Source organism: Microbacterium sp. (assembly GCF_047606385.1).
Classification (GTDB): domain Bacteria; phylum Actinomycetota; class Actinomycetes; order Actinomycetales; family Microbacteriaceae; genus Microbacterium.
The window spans coordinates 1-20,037 of record NZ_JASGEL010000032.1; the positions used below are offsets into that span (position 1 = coordinate 1).

The 20,037-nt window shown below is 71.9% G+C and carries 19 protein-coding genes; 9 read left to right on the top strand and 10 right to left on the bottom strand.

Annotated elements, in window-relative coordinates:
- Positions 1-45: 45 nt before the first annotated feature.
- A complete protein-coding gene (locus QM626_RS03580; RefSeq protein ID WP_415074053.1) occupies positions 46-1,101 on the bottom strand; it encodes a quinone oxidoreductase family protein in 1,056 nt (351 codons plus the stop codon).
- A gap of 113 nt (positions 1,102-1,214) precedes the next feature.
- Positions 1,215-2,150 (bottom strand): LysR family transcriptional regulator, encoded by a 936-nt coding sequence (locus QM626_RS03585; RefSeq protein ID WP_415074055.1) that lies wholly within the window; start codon positions 2,148-2,150, stop codon positions 1,215-1,217.
- A 205-nt stretch (positions 2,151-2,355) separates the two neighbouring features.
- Here QM626_RS03585 and QM626_RS03590 point away from each other — a divergent pair, with 205 nt between their 5' ends.
- Genes QM626_RS03590 through QM626_RS03605 form a run of 4 tightly spaced genes read left to right on the top strand, consistent with a single transcriptional unit; the run spans position 2,356 to position 7,475 of the window.
- Complete coding sequence (locus QM626_RS03590) at positions 2,356-3,909, top strand: ABC transporter substrate-binding protein (protein ID WP_415074057.1); 1,554 nt, start codon at positions 2,356-2,358, stop codon at positions 3,907-3,909.
- A gap of 28 nt (positions 3,910-3,937) precedes the next feature.
- Complete coding sequence (locus QM626_RS03595) at positions 3,938-4,885, top strand: ABC transporter permease (RefSeq protein WP_415074059.1); 948 nt, start codon at positions 3,938-3,940, stop codon at positions 4,883-4,885.
- Positions 4,882-6,657, top strand: a complete 1,776-nt coding sequence (locus QM626_RS03600; RefSeq protein ID WP_415074061.1) for a dipeptide/oligopeptide/nickel ABC transporter permease/ATP-binding protein — start codon at positions 4,882-4,884, stop codon at positions 6,655-6,657. Before QM626_RS03595 ends, QM626_RS03600 begins: the two co-directional genes overlap by 4 nt.
- Positions 6,654-7,475 (top strand): ABC transporter ATP-binding protein, encoded by an 822-nt coding sequence (locus QM626_RS03605; protein ID WP_415074063.1) that lies wholly within the window; start codon positions 6,654-6,656, stop codon positions 7,473-7,475. Before QM626_RS03600 ends, QM626_RS03605 begins: the two co-directional genes overlap by 4 nt.
- On the opposite strand, the gene QM626_RS03610 is transcribed toward QM626_RS03605, so the two are convergent.
- The 8 genes from QM626_RS03610 to QM626_RS03645 form a co-directional block, all read right to left on the bottom strand.
- Entirely contained in the window at positions 7,461-8,420 is a 960-nt protein-coding gene (locus tag QM626_RS03610) for a LysR family transcriptional regulator (protein WP_415074065.1), read from the bottom strand. The genes QM626_RS03605 and QM626_RS03610 overlap by 15 nt on opposite strands.
- Positions 8,417-9,427: an amidohydrolase family protein gene (locus tag QM626_RS03615; RefSeq protein ID WP_415074067.1), complete on the bottom strand. Its 1,011-nt coding sequence runs from the start codon at positions 9,425-9,427 to the stop codon at positions 8,417-8,419. The genes QM626_RS03610 and QM626_RS03615 overlap by 4 nt, the downstream gene beginning before the upstream one ends.
- A 16-nt stretch (positions 9,428-9,443) precedes the next feature.
- Positions 9,444-9,974, bottom strand: a complete 531-nt coding sequence (locus QM626_RS03620; RefSeq protein WP_415074069.1) for a flavin reductase family protein — start codon at positions 9,972-9,974, stop codon at positions 9,444-9,446.
- Between the two features lie 2 nt (positions 9,975-9,976).
- A complete protein-coding gene (locus QM626_RS03625) occupies positions 9,977-11,098 on the bottom strand; it encodes an acyl-CoA dehydrogenase family protein (protein ID WP_415074071.1) in 1,122 nt (373 codons plus the stop codon).
- 8 nt (positions 11,099-11,106) lie between these two features.
- Positions 11,107-11,757 (bottom strand): YceI family protein, encoded by a 651-nt coding sequence (locus tag QM626_RS03630; protein WP_415074073.1) that lies wholly within the window; start codon positions 11,755-11,757, stop codon positions 11,107-11,109.
- Between the two features lie 89 nt (positions 11,758-11,846).
- Positions 11,847-12,083, bottom strand: coding sequence for a twin-arginine translocase TatA/TatE family subunit (gene tatA, locus QM626_RS03635; protein ID WP_415074075.1), 237 nt, complete (start codon positions 12,081-12,083; stop codon positions 11,847-11,849).
- A gap of 131 nt (positions 12,084-12,214) precedes the next feature.
- The gene (locus QM626_RS03640) at positions 12,215-13,132 is read right to left on the bottom strand and encodes a LysR family transcriptional regulator (protein WP_415074077.1); all 918 of its coding nucleotides are present in this window, start codon (positions 13,130-13,132) and stop codon (positions 12,215-12,217) included.
- A gap of 21 nt (positions 13,133-13,153) precedes the next feature.
- Entirely contained in the window at positions 13,154-14,077 is a 924-nt protein-coding gene (locus QM626_RS03645) for a LysR family transcriptional regulator (protein WP_415074079.1), read from the bottom strand.
- Positions 14,078-14,369: 292 nt separating this feature from the next.
- On the opposite strand from QM626_RS03645, the gene QM626_RS03650 reads away from it, so the two are divergent.
- From QM626_RS03650 to QM626_RS03670, 5 genes are read left to right on the top strand one after another with little or no spacing between them, the layout of a single operon-like run.
- Complete coding sequence (locus tag QM626_RS03650; protein WP_415074080.1) at positions 14,370-14,858, top strand: nuclear transport factor 2 family protein; 489 nt, start codon at positions 14,370-14,372, stop codon at positions 14,856-14,858.
- Positions 14,859-14,902: 44 nt separating this feature from the next.
- The gene (locus QM626_RS03655; protein WP_415074082.1) at positions 14,903-16,492 is read left to right on the top strand and encodes an ABC transporter substrate-binding protein; all 1,590 of its coding nucleotides are present in this window, start codon (positions 14,903-14,905) and stop codon (positions 16,490-16,492) included.
- Positions 16,489-17,523 (top strand): ABC transporter permease, encoded by a 1,035-nt coding sequence (locus QM626_RS03660; protein ID WP_415074084.1) that lies wholly within the window; start codon positions 16,489-16,491, stop codon positions 17,521-17,523. The genes QM626_RS03655 and QM626_RS03660 overlap by 4 nt, the downstream gene beginning before the upstream one ends.
- A gap of 13 nt (positions 17,524-17,536) precedes the next feature.
- Positions 17,537-18,418, top strand: coding sequence for an ABC transporter permease (locus tag QM626_RS03665; protein ID WP_415074086.1), 882 nt, complete (start codon positions 17,537-17,539; stop codon positions 18,416-18,418).
- Entirely contained in the window at positions 18,411-20,027 is a 1,617-nt protein-coding gene (locus tag QM626_RS03670; RefSeq protein ID WP_415074088.1) for a dipeptide ABC transporter ATP-binding protein, read from the top strand. Before QM626_RS03665 ends, QM626_RS03670 begins: the two co-directional genes overlap by 8 nt.
- Positions 20,028-20,037 lie beyond the last annotated feature (10 nt).

Here is a 20,037-nt window from a genome sequence, read left to right on the forward strand (position 1 = left end):
GGGCCCGGCCGGAGATCTCCGGCCGGGCCCCGCTCTCTCCGCCGGCTACCAGCTGTCCGGGACGGTGAAGACGATCTTCCCCACGGGCTGCGCGCCGCCCTCGGTCTGGTGGTGCACCTCTTCGACGTCGTCGAGCGAGGCGACCCGCGCGATCGTCGTGCGGAAGCCGGTGGACGCCACCAGCTCCCAGAACTCGGCGACCTGCGCGGCGGTGGCGGCGGGGACGCCCTTCACGGTCAGGCCGCGGGCGGCGAGCCGACGCAGGTCCAGGGGCACCCGCGTGCCGGCGTAGGCGCCGGTGCTGAGGATCGTGCCGCCCTCGGCGACCAGCGCGACCGAGGCGTCCCACACCTTCGGCGAGCCCATGTTGTGCACGACGACCTCGAACCCCTCCGCATGCCCGGACAGGGCTCGGCGGGTGAACTCCGGATCGGTGCTCAGGAAGGCCGCGTCGAACCCGAGGGCGGTCAGCGCGTCCACCTGGTCCTCCCGCGGCGTCGCGACCGCCACGTCGGCGCCGAGCAGGCGGGCCAGCAGCGCGGTGGTCGCGCCGATGCCCGAACCCGCGCCCTGCACGAGCACGGTGGTGCCCGGACCGACGCCGCCGGCGTGCAGGAGGGCGAGCGCCGCCGGCCCGGACAGCGCCAGCGAGCTCGCGGTCACGGCGTCCACATCGTCCGGGACGCGGGTCGCGCAGGCGGCCGGCACGCTCACGTAGCCGGCGTATGCGCCCGGGCGGTGCACGCCCACGATGCGGTGTCCGCCGTCGCTCCCGAAGACGGGGTCGATCGCGACCCGATCGCCGACGGCGAGACCGGTCGCTGCGGCGCCGAGGGCGACGACCGTGCCCGCGCACTCGGAGCCGGGACGGTGCGGGAGCGTGATCTCGTGGCCGGGCACTCGCCCGTGGCGCACGATCAGGTCCAGGAACCGGCCCAGGCTCACCGCGCCGACGCGGACCAGGACGTCTTCGTCCGCGGGAGCCGGCGTGTCCGTCTCGCCGATGCGGAGCTCGGCGGGCGAGCCGTACTGGGCGAACTCGACGGCGCGCATGCGGGGCGCCGGCGGTGCGCTGTCCGGCCAGGGGTGGGACTCGGGCATGGTGGCGATCCTCCTCGATCTGTCCGGGCGCGTCGGTGCGCGCCCCTTCGAGTCTGGACGGCGCCCGGCGCGGCGACGCAGCGGCGTCCGGATACCTGCCATCGAAGGCGTGCTCAGGCGGCGGCGTCCCGCCGGGTCATGGTCTCCACGATCCACTGCAGGCCCGGGTCGGCGTCGCGGGACGAGTGCCAGCTGAGATAGGAGGAGAGCACCGGTCCGCTGAACGGCAGCGGATCGACCACGACGTCGTCGTCCCGGGCGAACAGGTCGGCCACCGTCTGCGGCACCAGGCCCACCATGTCCGTGCCGCGCACGATGCTCGTCACCGTCGCCAGCCCGTCGACGGTGAGGGCGGCCTGGATGTCGTGACCGTGGTTCGCGAGCGCCTGATGCAGCATCGCGCTCGGCTCCGGCCCCGCCCCCAGCCCGACCACGAAGTCGGTCGTGTCGCTGTCCTCCCATCGGACGCGCCCGTCGGCCAGCGCCGAGCTGGCGCGGTCCGCGACGCAGACGTACCGGTCGCGGCGCAGGAGCATCGACCGGTACTCGGCGGGGCCGGGAGCCGAGGAGACCACGAGGTCGTGGTCGAGCCACTCGCGCCTGCTGCCGGTGTCGACGTCCTCGGTGCCGGTGATCAGGTCGACGCGGATGCCGGGAGCCAGCGAGACGACGCGGGTGATGGCGGCCTGCACCACGTTCCCCCCGTACTGCGCCGCGAGGATCGTGAACGCCCGTTCGCTGTGCGCCGGGTCGAAGGCGCGCGGCGCGATGCCCAGCGACCGCTCGATGAGCGCGGTCGCCTCCTGCACCTGCGGCAGCAGCACGCGCCCGAGCGGCGTCAGCTCGTAGTCCCGGCCGAACCGGGCGAGCAGCTCGTCGCCGTAGTGCGTGCGCAGGCGCGCCAGGATGGCGCTCATCCCCGGCTGCCCGATCCCCATCCGTGCCGCGGCGCGGGTCACGTTCGACTCCTCCAGCAGCACACGCAGGCCGAACAGCAGGTTCAGGTCGCGGGACGCGATGCTCGCGGTCACGTCGTTGTGCAGGCTCATCGTGGCCTCCTTCCTCCCCATTCTCCCGCCGTCGAGACGGCCCGCCCGTCGCGAATCGATTGATGGCAAGCATCACGGGGACGCCGCGGGCGACCGGCGTCCCCGTGCATACGCTGGCGAACACCTCGGCAGGGCGTGGCCGGCGGAGCCCGTACCGCCCGGACCCGGCCGGGAACAGCATGACATTCACCGACGAAGGAGTCCCATGTCACCCGAAGTCCCGCGGCCCTCTCGCCGCGCCGCCGCCGCGCTCGCTGCGGCGGTCGTCTCGGCCGTCCTCATGACCGGTTGCGCGGCACAGTCCGCAGGAACCGCGGATGCGGCCCGTGCCGACACGCTCACCGTCGGCTCGTTCTCGATCGACAGCGTGAACCCGGCGCTGGTCAACAACGCGGTCCAGGTTCCCCGGCCGGCCTACGAGACCCTGCTGCAGCAGCAGGACGACGGCACCTACACCGGGCTGCTGGCCGAGTCGTGGAGCTGGGACGACGACAGCTACACCGCGCTCACGATGACGCTGCGCGACGGCCTCACCTTCTCCGACGGCGACACGTTCGACGCCGACGCCGTCGTCGGCTCGATCGAGTACTACCAGTCGGCGCAGGGCCCGCACGCGGCGTCCTATGCCGGGATCACCGTCGAGAAGGTCGGCGACGACGAGGTGCGCATCATCAGCGCCACCGCGAACCCGGACCTGCCGGACCTGTTCGCCGACACCACGTGGGGCGGCGCGATCATCAGCCCGACCGGCGTGGCCGACCCGACCTCGCTGGAGACCGAGTCGCACGGGATCGGCGAATACGTCTACTCCGAGATGAACGCCGGCGTGGACTACCAGCTGACGGCGAACCCGGACTATCCGGATCAGGACGCGATCCACTTCGACACGATCGACTTCGTCGTGCTGGCCACGGAGTCCGCGCAGACCCAGGCGCTGCTGTCGGGGCAGGTCGAGCTGGTCTACTCCACGCTGTCCTCGACCTGGTCGCAGACGGTGTCCGGCAGCTCGTCGCTCACGCTGACGGACGGGCTGGAGGCGTGGAACGGCCTCCAGCTGCTCGACCGCGACGGCACCGTCGTGCCGGCGCTCGGCGACGTCCGCGTGCGGCAGGCGATCATGTACGCCCTGGACCGTGAGGCGATCGCGACGGCCGTGTACGGGCCCGACGCGCAGGCGCGCGTGCAGGCCGCGAACTCGAACTGGCTCGGCTTCGACGAGGACCTCGAGTCGACGTACGCGTACGACCCGGACAAGGCGAAGGAGCTGCTGGCCGAGGCCGGCTACGCGGACGGCTTCACCCTGCCGGTCGCGGTGACGGCGGGCAACGCGGCGGAGGTGCTCGCGCAGGCGATCGGCGGCTACCTCAGCGCCGTGGGCATCACGCTCGACATCCAGACCGGCACGGACGCCGGCTCCACCGTGGGGCTGCTGTTCTCCCACACCGTGGCCGCCGGCTTCATCCCGAACTCGGAGGCGAGCGTGAACGGCTACCTCAACCTGCAGCTGCTCGACGGCGCGGGCCTGAACACGCTGGGGCAGGTGGACGAGGGGCTGCAGGAGCTCTACTCGGCAGCCCTCGTCGCCAACGACCAGGCGAGCTGGCAGGCTGTGCTCGAGTACATCAACGAGAACGCGCTGACGATCCCGGTGGTCAGTGCGCCCGACATCTGGGTCTCGACGGACGAGATCGACGTGTCCGCGGCGATCAAGCCGACCAACGGCCGCTTCGACATCACCGAGGTCGTCGCCGCCGGCTGATGCCGCCGCGACCCACTGAAGGGCTCCCATGCTGAGACTGATCGGCAGGACCATCCTGCAGACCGTCGTCCTCCTGTTCATCGTGACCGCCGTGGTGTTCGTGCTGATGTCGCTGGTGCCCGGCGACGCGGCGCGGGCCATCCTCGGCACGACGGGGACCGAGGAGCAGTATCAGCAGCTGCGCGAGCAGCTGGGCCTCGACCTCCCGCTGTGGCAGCAGTACGCGAACTACTGGGCCACGCTCTTCAGTGGGTCGTTCGGCACGACCCTGCACACCCACCAGCCCGTCCTCACCTCCATCCTCGACCGGATGCCGATCACGCTGTCGCTCGTGGTCGGCGCGACCCTGGTCTCGACCATCGTCGGCATCCTGCTCGGCGTCCTGGCCGCGACGTCGTCGCGCATCGTGCGCAGCGCCGTCGACGTCGTCTCGCTGCTGGGCACGGCGCTGCCGAGCTACTGGCTCGCCATCCTGGGGGTCATGGTGTTCGCGCTGGCGGTCCCCCTGCTGCCGGCCACCGGCTACGTCGACTTCTGGAGCTCGCCGGTGAGATGGGCGCAGTCGCTCGTGCTGCCGGTCGCGGCCCTCGCGCTCGGCGGGGTCGCGCTGATCGCGAAGACCACCCGCGACGGGATGCTGCGGGCCACCAACGGGCTGTACGCCCGGACGCTGCGCGCAGGCGGCGTGAGCGAGGGCGCCATCGTCTGGCGGCACGCGCTGAAGAACAGCGCGCTGCCGATCCTGCCGATCGTCAACGTCATGTTCGTCTCCGCGCTGGGCGGCTCCGTCTTCGTGGAGAGCATCTTCGCGCTGAACGGTCTCGGCAGCCTGATCGTGACCGCCGTCAGCGCGCACGAGATCTATCAGGTGCTGGGCGTCGCGGTGATCTTCACCGTGTTCGCCTGCGCCACCAACCTGATCGTGGACGTCCTGCTCGGCGTCTTCGACCCGCGGCTGAAGGGAGGCCGGGCATGACCGTGTCCGCCACGTTGACGCTGCCCGTGCTCGGCGGCCGCGCGGCACGCCCGAGCGTGTGGCGCCTGCTGATCCGCAAGCCGCTCGCGGTGGCCAGCATCGTCGTGCTGCTGGTGATCGTGCTGGCCTGCGTGTTCGCGTCGTCCATCAGCCCGTACGACCCGCTGCTGCAGGACCTCTCGGCGGTCCTGCAGCCGCCGAGCGCGGCCCACCCGCTGGGCACGGACACGCTCGGGCGGGACGTGCTCAGCCGGCTGCTGCACGGCGGGCTGACCACGCTGGTCGCCGTGGCGCAGGCCGTCGTGGTCGCCGCGATCGTCGGGCCGGCGCTGGGCATGTGGGCCGGGTACCGCGGCGGGGCGGTGGACCGGGTCGTCTCCGGATACCTGGTCACCATGATGGCCATCCCCACCGTCATCCTGCTGCTCTCGGTGTTCGCCGTCTTCCCCGACAACCTCTCGCTCGGCATGGCCGCGCTCGGCCTGCTGGGCGCGACGCCGATCGCCTGGGCGGTGCGCGCCGGCGCGAAGGCCACCGCGCAGGAGTCGTTCGTGACGGCGGCCGAGCTGGCGGGCGTGGGCGGATCGCGGATGCTGTGGCGTCACTTCGTGCCGCGGCTCAACGGCGTGATCGTGATCCAGCTCGCCATGTTCGCCTGCATCGCGCTGGTCATGCAGGGCGGTCTCGCCTTCCTCGGGCTCGGCGTCACCCCGCCCGCCCCGAGCTGGGGCGGCGGCATCGCCGAGGCGCAGAAGGTGATCTTCATCTCGCAGTGGCTGTTCGTGCCGTACGGCGGCGTGCTCGGGCTCACCGTGCTCGCCCTCGCGCTGCTGGGCGATGCGGTCCGCGACGCCGTGGCGGAGGTCTCCAGCCTGGAGTCCCGCACCGCGCGTCCCCGCCGTCGCGCCGCGGTCGTGCGTCGCGCACCGTCTTCGACGCCCCCTGCGCCCGACGCGCTGCTCTCGATCCGGGACGCGACGATCGCCTACGACGGCAGGTCGCTGCCCGTGGTGGACGGTGTCTCGCTCGACGTCGCGGAGGGCGAGATCGTCGGCGTCGTCGGCGAGTCGGGGAGCGGGAAGAGCACGCTCATGCTCTCGCTGCTCGCGCTGCTGCCCGGCACCGCCACGGTGGTCGGCGGCACCGCGACCATCGGCGGCCAGGACCTCTATGCGCTCGACGCGCGGCGGATGCGGGCGCTGCGCGGGCGCGAGATCGGCATGATCGCACAGGAGCCGATGTCGGCGCTCGACCCCGCGTATCCGGTGGGCCGCCTGCTCGACGAGATCGTCCGCGTCCACGGCGCCCCGGCGGGGCTGACGGTGCGTCAGCGCAGTCACGAGCTGCTGCGCTCGGTGCGCCTGGACGATCCGGAGCGGGTCTGCCGGCTGTATCCGTTCGAGCTCTCCGGCGGGATGGCGCAGCGCGTGTGCATCGCGATGGCGCTGGCCGGCTCGCCCCGGCTGCTCATCGCTGACGAGGCGACCGCCTCGCTGGATGTGACGGTGCAGGCGACGATCCTCGACCTGCTGCGCAGCCTCGCGGAGGAGCGTCGCATGTCCGTGCTGGTCGTGACGCACAACCTCGGCGTCGTCGCCGACCTCTGCGACAGCGTCGTGGTGATGCGGCAGGGCGTGGTCGTCGCGGCCGGCGACGTCGACTCGGTCTTCTACGACGTGCACGACGACTACGTCGCCGAGCTCCTCGCGGCGACGCCTAGCCTGCTGCCGGCGTCCGTCGCCGAGCCGAACCCGGGGGAGGCCCTGACATGACCGAGCTGCTGACCGTGCGCAACCTGTCGATGGTGTTCGGCCGCGGCCGCGCTGCGAACCAGGTGCTGACCGACGTCTCGTTCACCGTCGCGGCGGGGGAGACGGTGGCCCTCGTCGGCGAGTCGGGATCGGGCAAGACGACCATCGGCCGCGCCGTGCTCGGGCTGCTGACGCCGACCTCGGGCGAGGTGCTCGTCGACGGGGTGCCCGTGCACGGCCGCCGGCTGCGCGACCGGCGCCGCCGGGTCGGGATGATGCAGGCGGTGTTCCAGGACCCGTACAGCTCGCTGAACCCGACGGTGCTCGTCGGCCGGTCGATCGCCGAGCCGCTCGGGGTCATGACGGCGCGGCGAGAGGCGCGCACGGTCGTGTCCGACCTCGTCGAGCGCGTCGGCCTGCCCCCGGACACCGCTGATCGCTACCCGGCCCACTTCTCCGGCGGCCAGCGGCAGCGCATCGGGATCGCGCGCGCCCTCACCGTGCGACCGCGGCTCATCGTGTGCGACGAGCCGACCAGCGCGCTGGACGTCTCCACGCAGCGACGCATCCTCGACCTGCTGCGCGGCATCCAGGAGGAGTCCGGCGTCGGCTACCTCTTCATCACGCACGACCTCGCCGTCGTCCGCGAGTTCGCGGACCGCGTCGTCGTGCTGCGCAGGGGCGAGATCGTCGAGGAGGGGCCGGCGGCGGCGGTGTGCGACGCGCCGAGCCACCCGTACACGCGCGCCCTGGTCGCGGCGGCCCCGGTGCCCGACCCGCGCGCGCAGCGGCGACGGCGGATCGAGCGGGCGCAGCTGCTGGCCTCAGCCGGCGAGTGAGGTGAGCCCGGCCGCGGTGACCGACTTCTCGATCTGGCCGACGAGCCACGTGATCGCGGGATCGAGCTTCTTCGACGGATGCCAGAAGGCCGCCTCCTGGATCCGCACGTCGGCGAGAGAGGTCGCGGGGATCACCAGGTCGAGCTGCTCGAGCACCGACTCCGCCCGTCGCCGCGGCACGATGCCGATCATGTCGGTTCCGGCGACCGCCTGCGGCACGCCGTAGTCGCCGATCACGTTCAGACCGATGCGGGGGAGCCCGACGGCGGCGAACATCCGTTCCACCGGCTCGGGGATCGAGCGGCCGCCGGTCGCGATGACCAGCCTCATCCGGGCCACGTCCGCATCGGCGATGCGGTCGCCCTGCAGCAGCGGGTTCGTGGCGGCGACGACGGGGACGAGGGCGTCTTCGAACAGGGGCCGGCGGGCGCCGGCGATGCCGCTGCCCGCGTGGGCGAGCACGACGTCACGGCGGAACAGGGAGTCGAGCGTGAAGCCGTCGGAGGAGAACGAGTCGAACCGCAGACGCACGCCGGGCGCCGACCGGCGCACGAAGCGGGCGAGATGACCCCCGATCTGGGACTGCGTCGACTCGGAGACCGAGATCCAGAACGTGCGTCTGCTCACGGCCGCGTCGAACTGCGGTCCGCCCTCCATCGCGCGGGCGACGGCGGCCATGGCCGCTCTCGTCGTCTCCTGCAGCTCGACGGCCGCCGGGGTGAGCACCATGCCGCCGCTGCCGCGGACCAGCAGCTGGTCGCCGAGCTGCTGGCGCAGCCGCCGCAGCGACGAGGTCACCGACGACTCGCTCGCGTGCAGGCGTCGTGCCGCCGTCGTGGTGCTGCGCTCGGTCAGCAGCGCATCGAGCACGACGAGCAGGTTGGCGTCGATCTTCCGACCGGCGCCGACCTGCTCCCGTGCACGCGACGGCTCGTCGTGGGTCACGCCGAGGCGCTGCTGCGCAACCGTTCGCGCAGCAGCGTGTACGCGTTGTGGTCCAAGATCTCTTCCTTCTCGGCGTCGGTGAGGAAGTCGGCCTCGGCGACATAGGCCACCGCGACGCTCTCCGTCACCCTATCGCGGGGGAAGTCGCTGCCCAGCATGAGCCGGTCGGTGCCGAAGCGCTCGGCGGCGAGCCGGAGGGCGTAGGGCTCCTCGAGCACGCTCGTGTCGTAGTGGAAGCGCCGCAGGTGCGGCGTGAACCCGCCGAGCTGCTCGTAGAGGTCGGCGTGCTCCTGGTGCAGGCCGTGGTCGAAGCGCTGGCCGAAGAAGGGCAGGCCGCCGCCGAGCGTGGCCAGGATGATCTGCACGTTCGGGTAGCGGTCGAGGATGCCGTTCACGACCAGGCGGGACGCCGTCACCGCGATCTCGGCCGGGCTGACGTAGTCGGGGGCCAGATGGTAGTCGCCGCAGCCGACGATGCCGTCGATCTGCGCACCGGGATGGACGTAGAGCACCGCGGAGCGCCGGTCGAGCTCCGCCCAGACGGGGGCGAAGCGCTCGTCGTCGAGCGGGATGCCCGCGGCGGAGCAGCTGACCGCGATGCCGGCGAAGCCGAGCTCGTCCAGGCATCGGGCGATCTCGCTCACCGCGGCGTCCGCATGCGGGAGCGGGATCGAGCCGAATGCGGAGAAGCGGTCCGGGTACTGCGACAGGATCTCTCGGTACTCGTCGTTGAGGAACTGCGTGGCACGCACCGCCTTCGCCTCGGTCGTGAAGTACGGCTGGCCGCCGCCGGCGCTGATGATCTGCATGTCGACGCCCGCGGCGTCCATGTCGGGAAGCCGCACCGAGAAGTCCTTGTGACGCCGGTCCTGCTCCGGCGACCAGTCGGTCCGCAGCGTCTGGTGCTTCATCAGCCGGAACACCGGCACCTCCTCGAACGCCTTGAGCTCCATGAGCAGCGCGAGGTAGTCGGGCGACATGTGGTGGGCGTGGACATCGATGCGCATTGCGACACCTTTCTTTTCAGTACCAGCCGTGGGGGATCGAGTCCTCCACGGGCAGCGTGCGGTGATAGCCGCGACGGAAGAAGACGAGCGGCGGGGTCGCGGTCTCCCGGTGCCGCACGGCGACGACCCGCGCGACCACGATGTCGTGGTCGCCGGCCTCGTGCTCGGCCTCGATCCGGGCGTCGATCTGCGCCAGGCTCCCGGCGACCGCCGGTCCGTCGCAGAGCGAGCGCTCCCAGTCGACCGACTGGAAACGGGCGTCGGAGCGTCCCGAGAGCCGTTCGACGACGGCCCGCTGGTGGCCGCTGAGCACGCTGGCCACGAACCCGCCGGTGCGGGCGATGCGCGCCCAGGACCGCGAGGAGCGCATCGGCAGCACGGCGATCAACGGCGGGTCGAGCGAGACGGAGGTGAGGGTGCCCACCACCATCGCGACCGGATGCCCGTCCTCCTCCGCGGACACGACCGACACCGCGGTGGGCAGCAGGCCCATCGCGGCGCGGAACACGGCGGGATCGACCGCCGGGCTCCCGGTCGTCGCGGACATGGTCACCACTCGCCCGGCGCGCCCAGGCCCAGCGCGAACGCGCCGTGCGCCGAGAAGTTCTGATCGCTGACCAGCACGTGCGCCCGCGCCGAGAGGGCATCCCGCAGGGTGCGTTCCAGCGGGTTCGGCATGTACAGGGCGCGACCGCCGCCGCGTCGCATGGCGAAGTCGGCGCATTCGACCGCCAGCTCGGTGACGTGGGTCCCGAGGGCCTTGAGCTTCAGCGCGTCGCCGGGCGACATCGCCAGGGGGGCGCGCGCGTCGATCTCGGCGAACAGGCCGAACGCCATCCGGTCGGCGGCCTCCACCGCGATCGAGAGCCGGCTGTACTCGGACTGCACGACCTCGCGGTCGCGCCACTTGTACCGGCCGGTCTCATAGCCCAGCCGCAGCTCCCGCAGCGCGCGGGTCGCGAGTCCCAGCGCGATCGCGATGTGCTCGTCCGGCGGTGCCGGCGGGTGGCCCTCGGCGCTGCCGGTGCGCACCGGCAGCTCGGATCGGATGTACCGGTCGGCGATGAACACCGAGTCCAGCGAGAAGTCGGCGCTGCCGCTGCCGCGCAGCCCGATCACGTTCCACGAGTCGTGCACGCTCACGTTCTCGCGCGCGACCGTGATCGGCAGCGGCTGCGCCGGGTCGCCGTCGATGAGCGGGTTGCACATGATCCAGTCCGCCATGTGGATGCCGCTGCAGAACGACCACCTGCCGTCGACGATGTATCCGCCGTCGACCGGGCGGGCGGAGCCGCCGGGCAGCGCGACGCCCACGGCGACAGGGATGCGGTCGCCGCCGAAGATCTCCTCGAACGCCTCGTCGTGCAGCGTCGCCGCCAGCATCGAGGTCGCCGTGCTGGTGACCATGGTGCACCAGGCGCTGCTGGCGTCGAGCTCGGCGATGCGCTTGAGCACGGTCATCTCATCGACCAGCGACAGGCCCCAGCCGCCGAAGTCGGCGGGCAGGCGCAGCCGCGGCGTGCCGATGTCGACGAGGACGTCGACGGCGCGGGGGCTCAGCCGGCGCAGCGCCTCCGACTCGTCGGCGGTGTCGCCGAGCAGGTCCGCCTGCGCGTCGATCCGCGCGATCAGGTCGGTCGTCGACGCCTGGGTGGGGGTACGGGTGTTCATCTGCTCTCTCACAGTTCGAAAGTCATCTCGGCATAGCCCGCGTCGATGCCGTAGCCGCCGGCGTCCGCCTGCAGCACCGCCTCGACCACGATCTCCACGTCGACGGTCCAGCCGAGCATCTCGTTGTCGTCCGAGAGCCGCCGCGACACCCGCATCGGCTCGGACGGCCCGCGGATGCCGAAGTCGCGCCGGTCGATCCGGCCCGTCGCCACGAAGCCCGCCCGGGCGCCGTAGTGATCGGTGCGGCCGATGCCGGAGGTGACCACCTGCAGCGAGACCTCGCGGGTCACGCCCAGCAGCGTCAGCTCGCCGGTCATCGTCGCGGTCAGGCCGTCGTCGTGCGGCTGGATCGAGGTCGAGGCGAACTCGATCGTCGGGTACATGTCCACCCAGAGGAAGGACGGCAGCGACCGCACCTTCTGGTCGCGCACCGCGAAGCCCGACGAGAACGACACCGGATCGATGGTCGCGACGACCCGGGTGTCCTCCAGCCGGTCGCCGGCGTCGATGACGCCCGTGACCGAGGTGAAGGTGCACCGGAGCGGGATCATGCTGTGACGCACCGCGAACGCGACCTGGCTGTGGGTCGGGTCGATGAACCAGCGACCCGCGATGTAGTCGGGCATCGGCTCGTCTTCGGTGTTGCCGTTCTCACCCATCGGCTCGCTCCTTCGTCGTCCTCGGCGGGGTGTCTCCACACAACCAAAGCGACCGCCGCGCTGGGCGGGAACGTCGCTGATACGTTGCATCACTGCGTCCCCCGGGCGTCCCCGACGTCACGGGTGCTCTCGGGCTCGGCCGGAACAGCCGGACGCCGCGCCGCCGACGCGGCCTCGTCCTCCTCGATCCCGCGCAGCTCGCCCTTGAACGCCCGGGCCGACTGGCCCAGCCCCTTCGCCAGGGCCGGCAGCCGCGTCGCGCCGAACAGGAGCAGGACGACGGCCAGCACCAGCAGCAGGTGCCATCCCGACAGGTTCGCGAACATCTTCGTTCCTCCTCGCAGCGCTCTCGAGAGCGCGGTGGGGCTTCACGCTAGCCAGCGGGCGCGGGCCTCCTCGCGCGCGATGCGGATGCGAGCCATCAGGATGACCGGCGCCGGTGCGCGACGACGGCGCCTCACCCCGTCGGGGAGGGGTGCATCGCCCCCTGCCGCAGCACCTCGACGAGCCACTGCAGCCCGGGGTCGGCATCGCGTGCCGCATGCCGGCACAGGTACAGCGTGATGGGCACGGCGCCGAACGGGGGCTCGAGGACCGTGACCCCCTCGGCCCAGGAGTCGGTGCGGGCGAGCCGCTCGGGAACGATCGCGACCAGGTCGGTGTTCCGCACGATCCGCAGCGCGGTCGCGGGGCTCTCCACGTCGATCATCGGCCGCAGGTCCAGTCCCCGGCTCATCAGCACCTGCCTGAGCCGCCCGTCGATGTCGTCGCCGCAGTCCCCGACGGCGAACCCGCTGGTCGCGAACTCCGCCCACTCGATGCCGCCGCGGCGCGCGAAGGGATGGTCCCGGTCGGTGACGCAGACGAACCTGTCCTCGAACAGCAGCACCGAGCGGTACTCGGCGGACCCGACCGTCGGCGAGAGGACGAGGTCGTGCTCGAGCCAGGCGCGGGGAGCGGGATCGAGCTGCCCGTTGATCATCTCGATCCGGATGCCGGGCGCACGCCGCGCCGCGCCCGACACCCCCGGGTGCAGCAGGTGGCCGCCGTACCCGGTCGACAGGATCGTGAACGAACGGCTGCTCTCCCCGGGGTCGAACACGCGGGGGTGGATGCCGAGGAGCCGTTCGATGGCCGCGGTCGCCTCCTGCACATGCGGGAGCAGCGCCCGCGCGAGCGGCGTCAGCTCGTAGTCGCGTCCGACCCGGGCGAGCAGCTCGTCGCCGTAGTGCCCCCGCAGCCGCGAGAGGATGCCGCTCATCGCCGGCTGGCCGATGCCCATCCGCACGGCGGCGCGGGTCACATTGGACTCCTCGAGCAGCACGCGCAGCCCGAACAGCATGTTCAGGTCTCGCGACGCGGGCAGCGTCGTCATGGATCCGCCCTCCGCACGCGCCTAGCCGTTCATACCGGAGGCGGTGACCGCCTCCTCGATCAGGTCCACCAGCCACGCGATGGCGGGGTCGGCGCGTTTGGACGGATGCCAGTGCGCCGCCTCGACCAGCGGCACCCGTCGCAGCGGCGTCCGCGCGACGACCAGACCGCGCTGCGCCGCGGTGGCGGCGATCAGCCGACGCGGCACGATGCCCATGAACTCGCTGCCGGCCACGACATCGGGGATGGCGTGGTCGACGGCGACGTTGATCGCGATCGCGGGCAGCGGCGCGATGCCGTCGAACATCGAGGCGACCGGCTGCGGCACCGCCTGGCCGCCGGTCCCCAGCACGAGACGCATGCCGGCCAGCGCCGCCGCGTCGAGCGCGCCGTCGTGCAGCAGCGGGTGCCCGTGCGCGACGACGACCACGAGCTCGTCCTCGAACAGGACGCGTCGCAGCCCGGTCACCGTGCTGCCCACGTGCGCCAGCACGACGTCCCGGCGGAACAGCGTGTCCAGGGTGAAGCCGTCGGCGTCCAGCGAGGTCATCCGCAGCCGCACGCCGGGAGCCCGGCGATGCGCGAGACGTGCCAGCGCCGCGCCCAGCTGCGTCTGCGAATAGCCCGACGCGGAGATCCAGAACGTCCGGTTGCTCAGCCGCGGGTCGAACTGCGGGCCGCCCTCCAGGGCGCGGCTCACCGAGCGCAGCGCGTCGCGCACCAGCGGGACGAGATCCTCCGCCGTCGGCGTCAGCGCGAGCCGGCCGGCGTCGCGCACCAGGAGCCGGTCGCCCGTCGCCGTGCGCAGCCGGCGCAGCGCCGCGTTGATCGTCGACTCGCCCACGTGCAGCCGCGCGGCGGCGGCGGCCACTGAGCGCTCGCTGAGCAGGGCGTCCAGCGTCACGATCAGGTTGGCATCGATGCGGGGTTCCGGTGTCTCGGGCATGGCTCGCTCTCCGACGGCGTCGACGGGAGACCTCAACGATAGGACCGCGGGGCGCGGCGGTCAGCCGCGGGCGTTGCACGCCTCGTGATACGTCGCATCAGTATCGGCTCCGGTCTGGCCCCCGCCGTTTGGGCAGCCTACAAGTGGGCTCGCGCCGCACGGCGGGGCCCGGGACGCTCCGGTCATCGAGGACGGCGCGTCCGCGACGAGCACGGCGTCCCGCGGTGCGACTCGCGAGAGACCACGACACTGCGCCCGCATCCGCGGCGTGACAGACGAGAGGTGCACTGCCATGAGCTGGACGCTTTCCGCCGACGAGCGCTGGGAGATCCACGACCTGTATGCCCGGTACTGCTGGGGCATCGACAACGACGACCCGGTGGGCTGGGCGAGCGTGTTCTCCCCCGACGGCTTCCACGGCGGCAGCGGCGGGCTGGCCGTCCGCGGGCGTGAGGCGCTCACCGAGTACGCGCGCATCGGCGGACCGATGCTGAAGTCCAAGGCGCTGCAGCACTGGAACACGAACGTGCTGGTCGCCGCCGTCGGCGACGGCGTCGCCGTGGGGCGCTGCTACATGATGGCCGCGATGGCGAAGGTCGAGCCGGTGCTGGACGAGCCCGGCGTGCTGATCGAGCGGATGGGGCGCTACGACGATCGCCTCGTCCGCATCGACGGCGTCTGGCGCTTCTCCGAGCGGATCTTCGAGACCTACCACATCGGCGCCGAGAAGGTCACCGAGTTCGGCCCCTGGACCGAGGTCGGCGGCGGCGTCGCCGGCTGATCCCGCGGACGCATTCCTCCCCCTCGACGAAGACGGAGACGAAGATGAACGACCTGCACCTCGAATCACGCGAGCACCGCGGCCTCACGCGGCGTCAGCTCCTGCAGTACGGCGGGGCGAGCGCCCTGCTGCTGGCCGGCGGATCGTGGCTGGCCGGGTGCGCGCCGGGCGGAGGGACCTCGACCGCCAGCGCGACGGTCGCCCTGACGCGCGGCGGCACCATGGCGTACGGCCTCATCGGCGGCAGCGCGTTCAGCAGCATGGACGCGCACACCCCGCTCGACCCCGTCACCATCCAATGGGCCGGGATGCTGTACGAGCAGCTCGCGGTGCTCAACGGCTCGTTCGAGCTCGAGAACGTGCTCGCGGAGGAGTTCTCGGCCAATGCGGACGCCACGAGCTGGACCGTTCGTCTGAAGTCCGGCATCGAGTTCCACAACGGGAAGACCGTGAGCGCGGACGACGTGATCGCCTCGTTCACCCGTGTGCTCGACCCCGCGAACCGCGCGGTGGGCGCCGGCCAGGTGTCGATGATCGAGTCGATGACGAAGCTCGACGACCTGACCGTCCGGTTCGACCTGAACCGTCCCACCGGCTGGTTCGACATCGCCGTCTCCGACGGGACGGCGCTGGGGATCGTGCCCGCCGACTACGACCCCGCCGACCCGGTCGGCACCGGGCCGTGGAAGTACAAGAGCTTCACCGCGGGCGTGACCGGCGAGGTCGAGAGGTTCGACGACTACCACGGCCAGATCGCGCTGCTGGACTCGATCACGCTGCCGATCATCAGCGACCTGAGCGCGATGACCAACGCCCTGCTGTCGGGGCAGATCGACGCCGTGTCGCAGCTGTCGCCGAGCAGCGCGGCGACGGTGCAGTCGAACCCGGATCTCACGTTCTACGACCTGCCCGGCGGCGGGTACTCCGCGATGACGATGCGCGTGGACGAGGGCGACCTCGCCGACCCGCTCGTGCGCCAGGCGCTGCAGGTCGGCGTCGACCGGCAGGCGATCGTCGACTCCGCCTACAACGGCTACGCGCAGGTCGGCAACGACCTGTATGCGCTGTACGACCCGCTGTATGCCTCCGACCTCGTCCGCGAGCGCGACGTCGACCAGGCCAGATCGCTGCTCAAGCAGGCCGGCAAGTCCGATCTGAACGTCACGATCACGGTGAGCGAGCTGACGCCCGGCTCGGTCGCCGCGGCGCAGGTGTTCGCGCAGAGCGCCACCGAGTTCGGGGCGACGGTGCAGGTCGACGAGGTCGACGTCGCGACGCTGCTGGGCGCCAACTACCTGCAGTGGCCGTTCTCGCAGATCGTGCAGCCGGCGGCCCGTTACACCACCGCCGTCTCCGCGCTCGACGCGCCGACCGCATCCTCGAATGCGACGCACTGGGACGACGACGAGTACACCTCGCTGTGGGAGACCGTCTCGAGCGCCACCGACGACGCGACGCGCACGCAGTGCGCGGCCGACATGCAGCAGATCATGTTCGAGCGCGGCGGCTACATCATCCCCGCGTTCCCCGACACGCTCTTCGCCAGCAGCAGCAAGCTGGGCGGATGGCCGACGGTCGCCCGGAGCGGTCTGACCGTTACGCGCACCATGAACGAGGTCGGCTACATCGGATGACGAACCTCACGGGTACGGCGCGCACGCCCACGGTCGTGGTCGGCCGGCCCGACCGACCACGACCCGCGGCAGCACGAGGACGGCTGCTGCGCTGGGCGCTGGGCCGTCTGCTTCTGGGCGTGGTGACGCTGCTCGGGGTGGCCGTGGTGATCTTCATCGCGGTCGATCTGCTGCCCGGCGACGTCGCGCAGCTCATCCTGGGCTCGCAGGCGACCCCGGACCAGGTGGCCGCCCTGTCGAGCCAGCTCGGCCTGGATGATCCGATGATCGTCCGGCTGCTGCGCTGGCTCGGCGGGGTCGCGGTCGGCGACTTCGGCGAGTCGTACCTGACCGGCGACTCGGTCTGGGCATGGATCGCACCGCGCCTGGCGAACACGCTGATCCTGATGGCGCTGGCCGGGATCGTCTGCATCCCGGCGTCCTTCGCGCTCGGCATCTGGGCGGCGCGGCACCCCCGCGGGCCGATCGACGGCGCCTTCCACGCGTCCACCATGGTGCTGGCGAGCCTGCCGCAGTTCGTCGTCGGCATCCTGCTGGTGATGCTGTTCTCGACCTCGATGCTGCGCGTCCTGCCGGCGACCGCGTCGGTGACGCAGGGCACCAGCCCGCTGCAGCAGCCGCTGTCGCTGGTGCTGCCGGTGCTGACCCTCGCCGCCTCCGTCGTGCCGTATCTGTCGAACCTCGTACGCGCCGCCATGCTCGACGCCCTCGGCTCGGACTACGTCGTCATGGCGCGGCTGAAGGGGCTGCCCCCGCGGCTCGTGCTGTGGCGCCACGCGCTGCGCAACGCCATGGTCCCCGCCATCCAGGGCGCGGCCCTGTCGATGGCGTTCATGCTCGGCGGCCTCGTGGTGATCGAGTCGCTGTTCAACTATCCGGGCCTGGGCAGCGCGCTGGTGCAGTCCATCGGCGAGCGCGACGTGCCGATCCTGCAGGCGATCGTGATGATCATCGCCGCCGGTTTCGTGGTGTTCAACCTGATCGCGGACGTCCTGACCGTGGCCGTGACCCCGACGCTGCGCACACGATGAGGAGGGCGGGACGATGACGACGACGGACATCGCGCCGACGGTGGCGGCCCCGGTCGCCCGGCGACGCGGGCTGATCGCCCGGAGCCTGCGGCGCACGCGCACGCGCGTGGGCCTGGCGCTGCTGGCCCTCGTGCTGCTGGTCGCGTTCGTGGGCCCGGTGATCGCGCCCTACGGTGTCGCACAGCTCATCGGCAAGCCGTTCGCGCCGCCCTCGGCGGACGCGCTGCTGGGCACCGACTACCTCGGGCACGACGTGCTCTCGCGCGTCCTCGACGGCGGCCGCACGGTCATGATCATGTCGTTCTTGGCCGCGACCGTCGGCATCGTGCTCGGCGCGCTGGCGGGCATGGTGGCCGGATACTCGCGCGGCCGGCTCGACGACGTGCTGATGCGCACGATGGACGTGCTCCTCGCGCTGCCCACGATCGTGTTCGTGCTGCTGTTCGTGTCGTTGATCGGGCCGCAGCTGTGGCTGGTGACCCTGCTGGTGGGCATCGCCCACGTGCCGCAGGTGGCGCGGGTGGTGCGGGGCGTGACGGCCGATGTGGCCTCGCGCGAGTTCATCCAGTCGGCGGAGGCGCTGGGCGTGCCGCGCCGGGCGATCCTGCTGCGCGAGGTGCTTCCGAACATCAGCGCGCCGCTGCTGGTCGAGTACGCGCTGCGCGTCGTGTGGTCGATCGGCGCGATCGCCGGCATCAGCTTCCTGGGGTACGGCATCCAGCAGCCGGATGCGGACTGGGGCCTGATGATCAACGAGAACCGGCTCGGACTGGTCCAGCAGCCGCTGGCGACGTTCGTGCCGACGGTGTGCATCGCGGTGTTCGCGGTCGCGGTCAGCATGATCGCGGACGGCGTGTCCCGCACGGTGGCGCGGGTGGAGGCGGGCGATGAGTGATCTCGTGGCGAGCCCGGCGCCCGCCCTCGACGTGGCGGAGCTGGAGGTGCGGCTCACGAACGGTCAGCGGATCGTGTCGGAGGTCGCCTTCGCAGTGACGGCGGGGGAGATCGTCGCCCTGGTCGGCGAGTCCGGATCCGGGAAGACGACGGTCAGCATGGCGACGCTCGGATACGCCCGGCAGGGGGCGCGGCTGACCGCGGGGCGCGTCCGGGTGCGCGACGGCGACGTGCTCGCGATGGACGCCGCCGCTCGGCGATCCCTGCGCGGCCGGACCGTGGCGTACGTGCCCCAGGACCCGTCGGTGGCCCTGAACCCCGCGCTGCGGATCGGACGCCAGCTGCGCGAGGTGATCGAGGTGCATCGGCCGGGCACGGCGGCACGGCAGAAGGCGCAGCTCGTCACCACGGCGCTCACCGACGTCGGCCTGCCCGGCGATCGCGAGTTCCAGGACCGCTACCCGCATCAGCTCTCCGGTGGCCAGCAGCAGCGGGTGGCGCTGGCCATGGCGATGATCCTCCGGCCGGAGGTCCTCGTGATGGACGAGCCCACGACCGGTCTCGACGTCACCACGCAGGCGAAGATCCTGGATCTCATCCGCACTCTGTGCGCGACCCATGCGGTGGGCGTGCTCTACGTGACCCATGACCTCGCCGTCGTCGCGGAGCTCGCCGATCGTGTGCTCGTGATGCGCGCCGGCCGGATCGTCGAAGAGGGCCGCGTGGCCGAGGTCTTCGCGGCTCCCGCGCATGCGTACACGCGGGAGCTGTTGGCAGCGGTCCCGTCGCTGCGCGAGCGGACGAGCCCGGCTCCGCCGGCCCGTGCCGCGTCGGCGGAGCCGCTGCTGTCGGTGCGGGAGCTGTCGGCCGCGCACGGCGACCGCACCGTGCTGCACGGGATCGGCTTCGACCTGGACGGGGGCGAGTGCCTGGCGCTGGTCGGCGAGTCCGGGTCGGGGAAGTCGACGTTGGCACGGTGCCTCATCGGTCTGCACGACCGGCACAGCGGTCGCATCCTGCTCCACGGCGAACAGGTCCCGACCCGCGCCCGCCGGCGCCGCACCGAGCTGCGGCGTGCGTTCCAGTACGTGTTCCAGAGCCCCCACAGCTCGCTGAACCCGCGACGCACCGTGCGCGACATCGTCGCACAGCCCTACAACATCTTCTTCTCGCACGACCGTCGCGAGACGGCGGCGGCGGTGGCGGAGGTGCTCGATCGCGTGGGGCTGCCGGCGCGCGCCGCCGGCCTGACGCCCCGCGACCTCTCGGGCGGCGAGCGGCAGCGCGTCGCCATCGCGCGGTCGCTGATCTGCCGTCCCGACGTGCTCATCTGCGACGAGGTGACCAGCGCCCTCGACGTGTCGATCCAGGCCGCCGTCGTCGACCTGCTGGCCGGGCTGCAGCGCGAGCGCGACATGTCGATGCTGTTCGTCACCCACAACGTGGCGCTCGTGCGCCAGATCGCGGACCGGGTCCTCGTCATGAACCAGGGACGGATCGTGGAGAGCGGTCGGACCGCGGAGGTCCTCGATCGTCCGCGCGAGGACTACACGCAGCGCCTGATCCGCGATACGCCCACCCTTCCCGATCGTGCCGCGCCGGTGCGCTGAGCGATCGCCG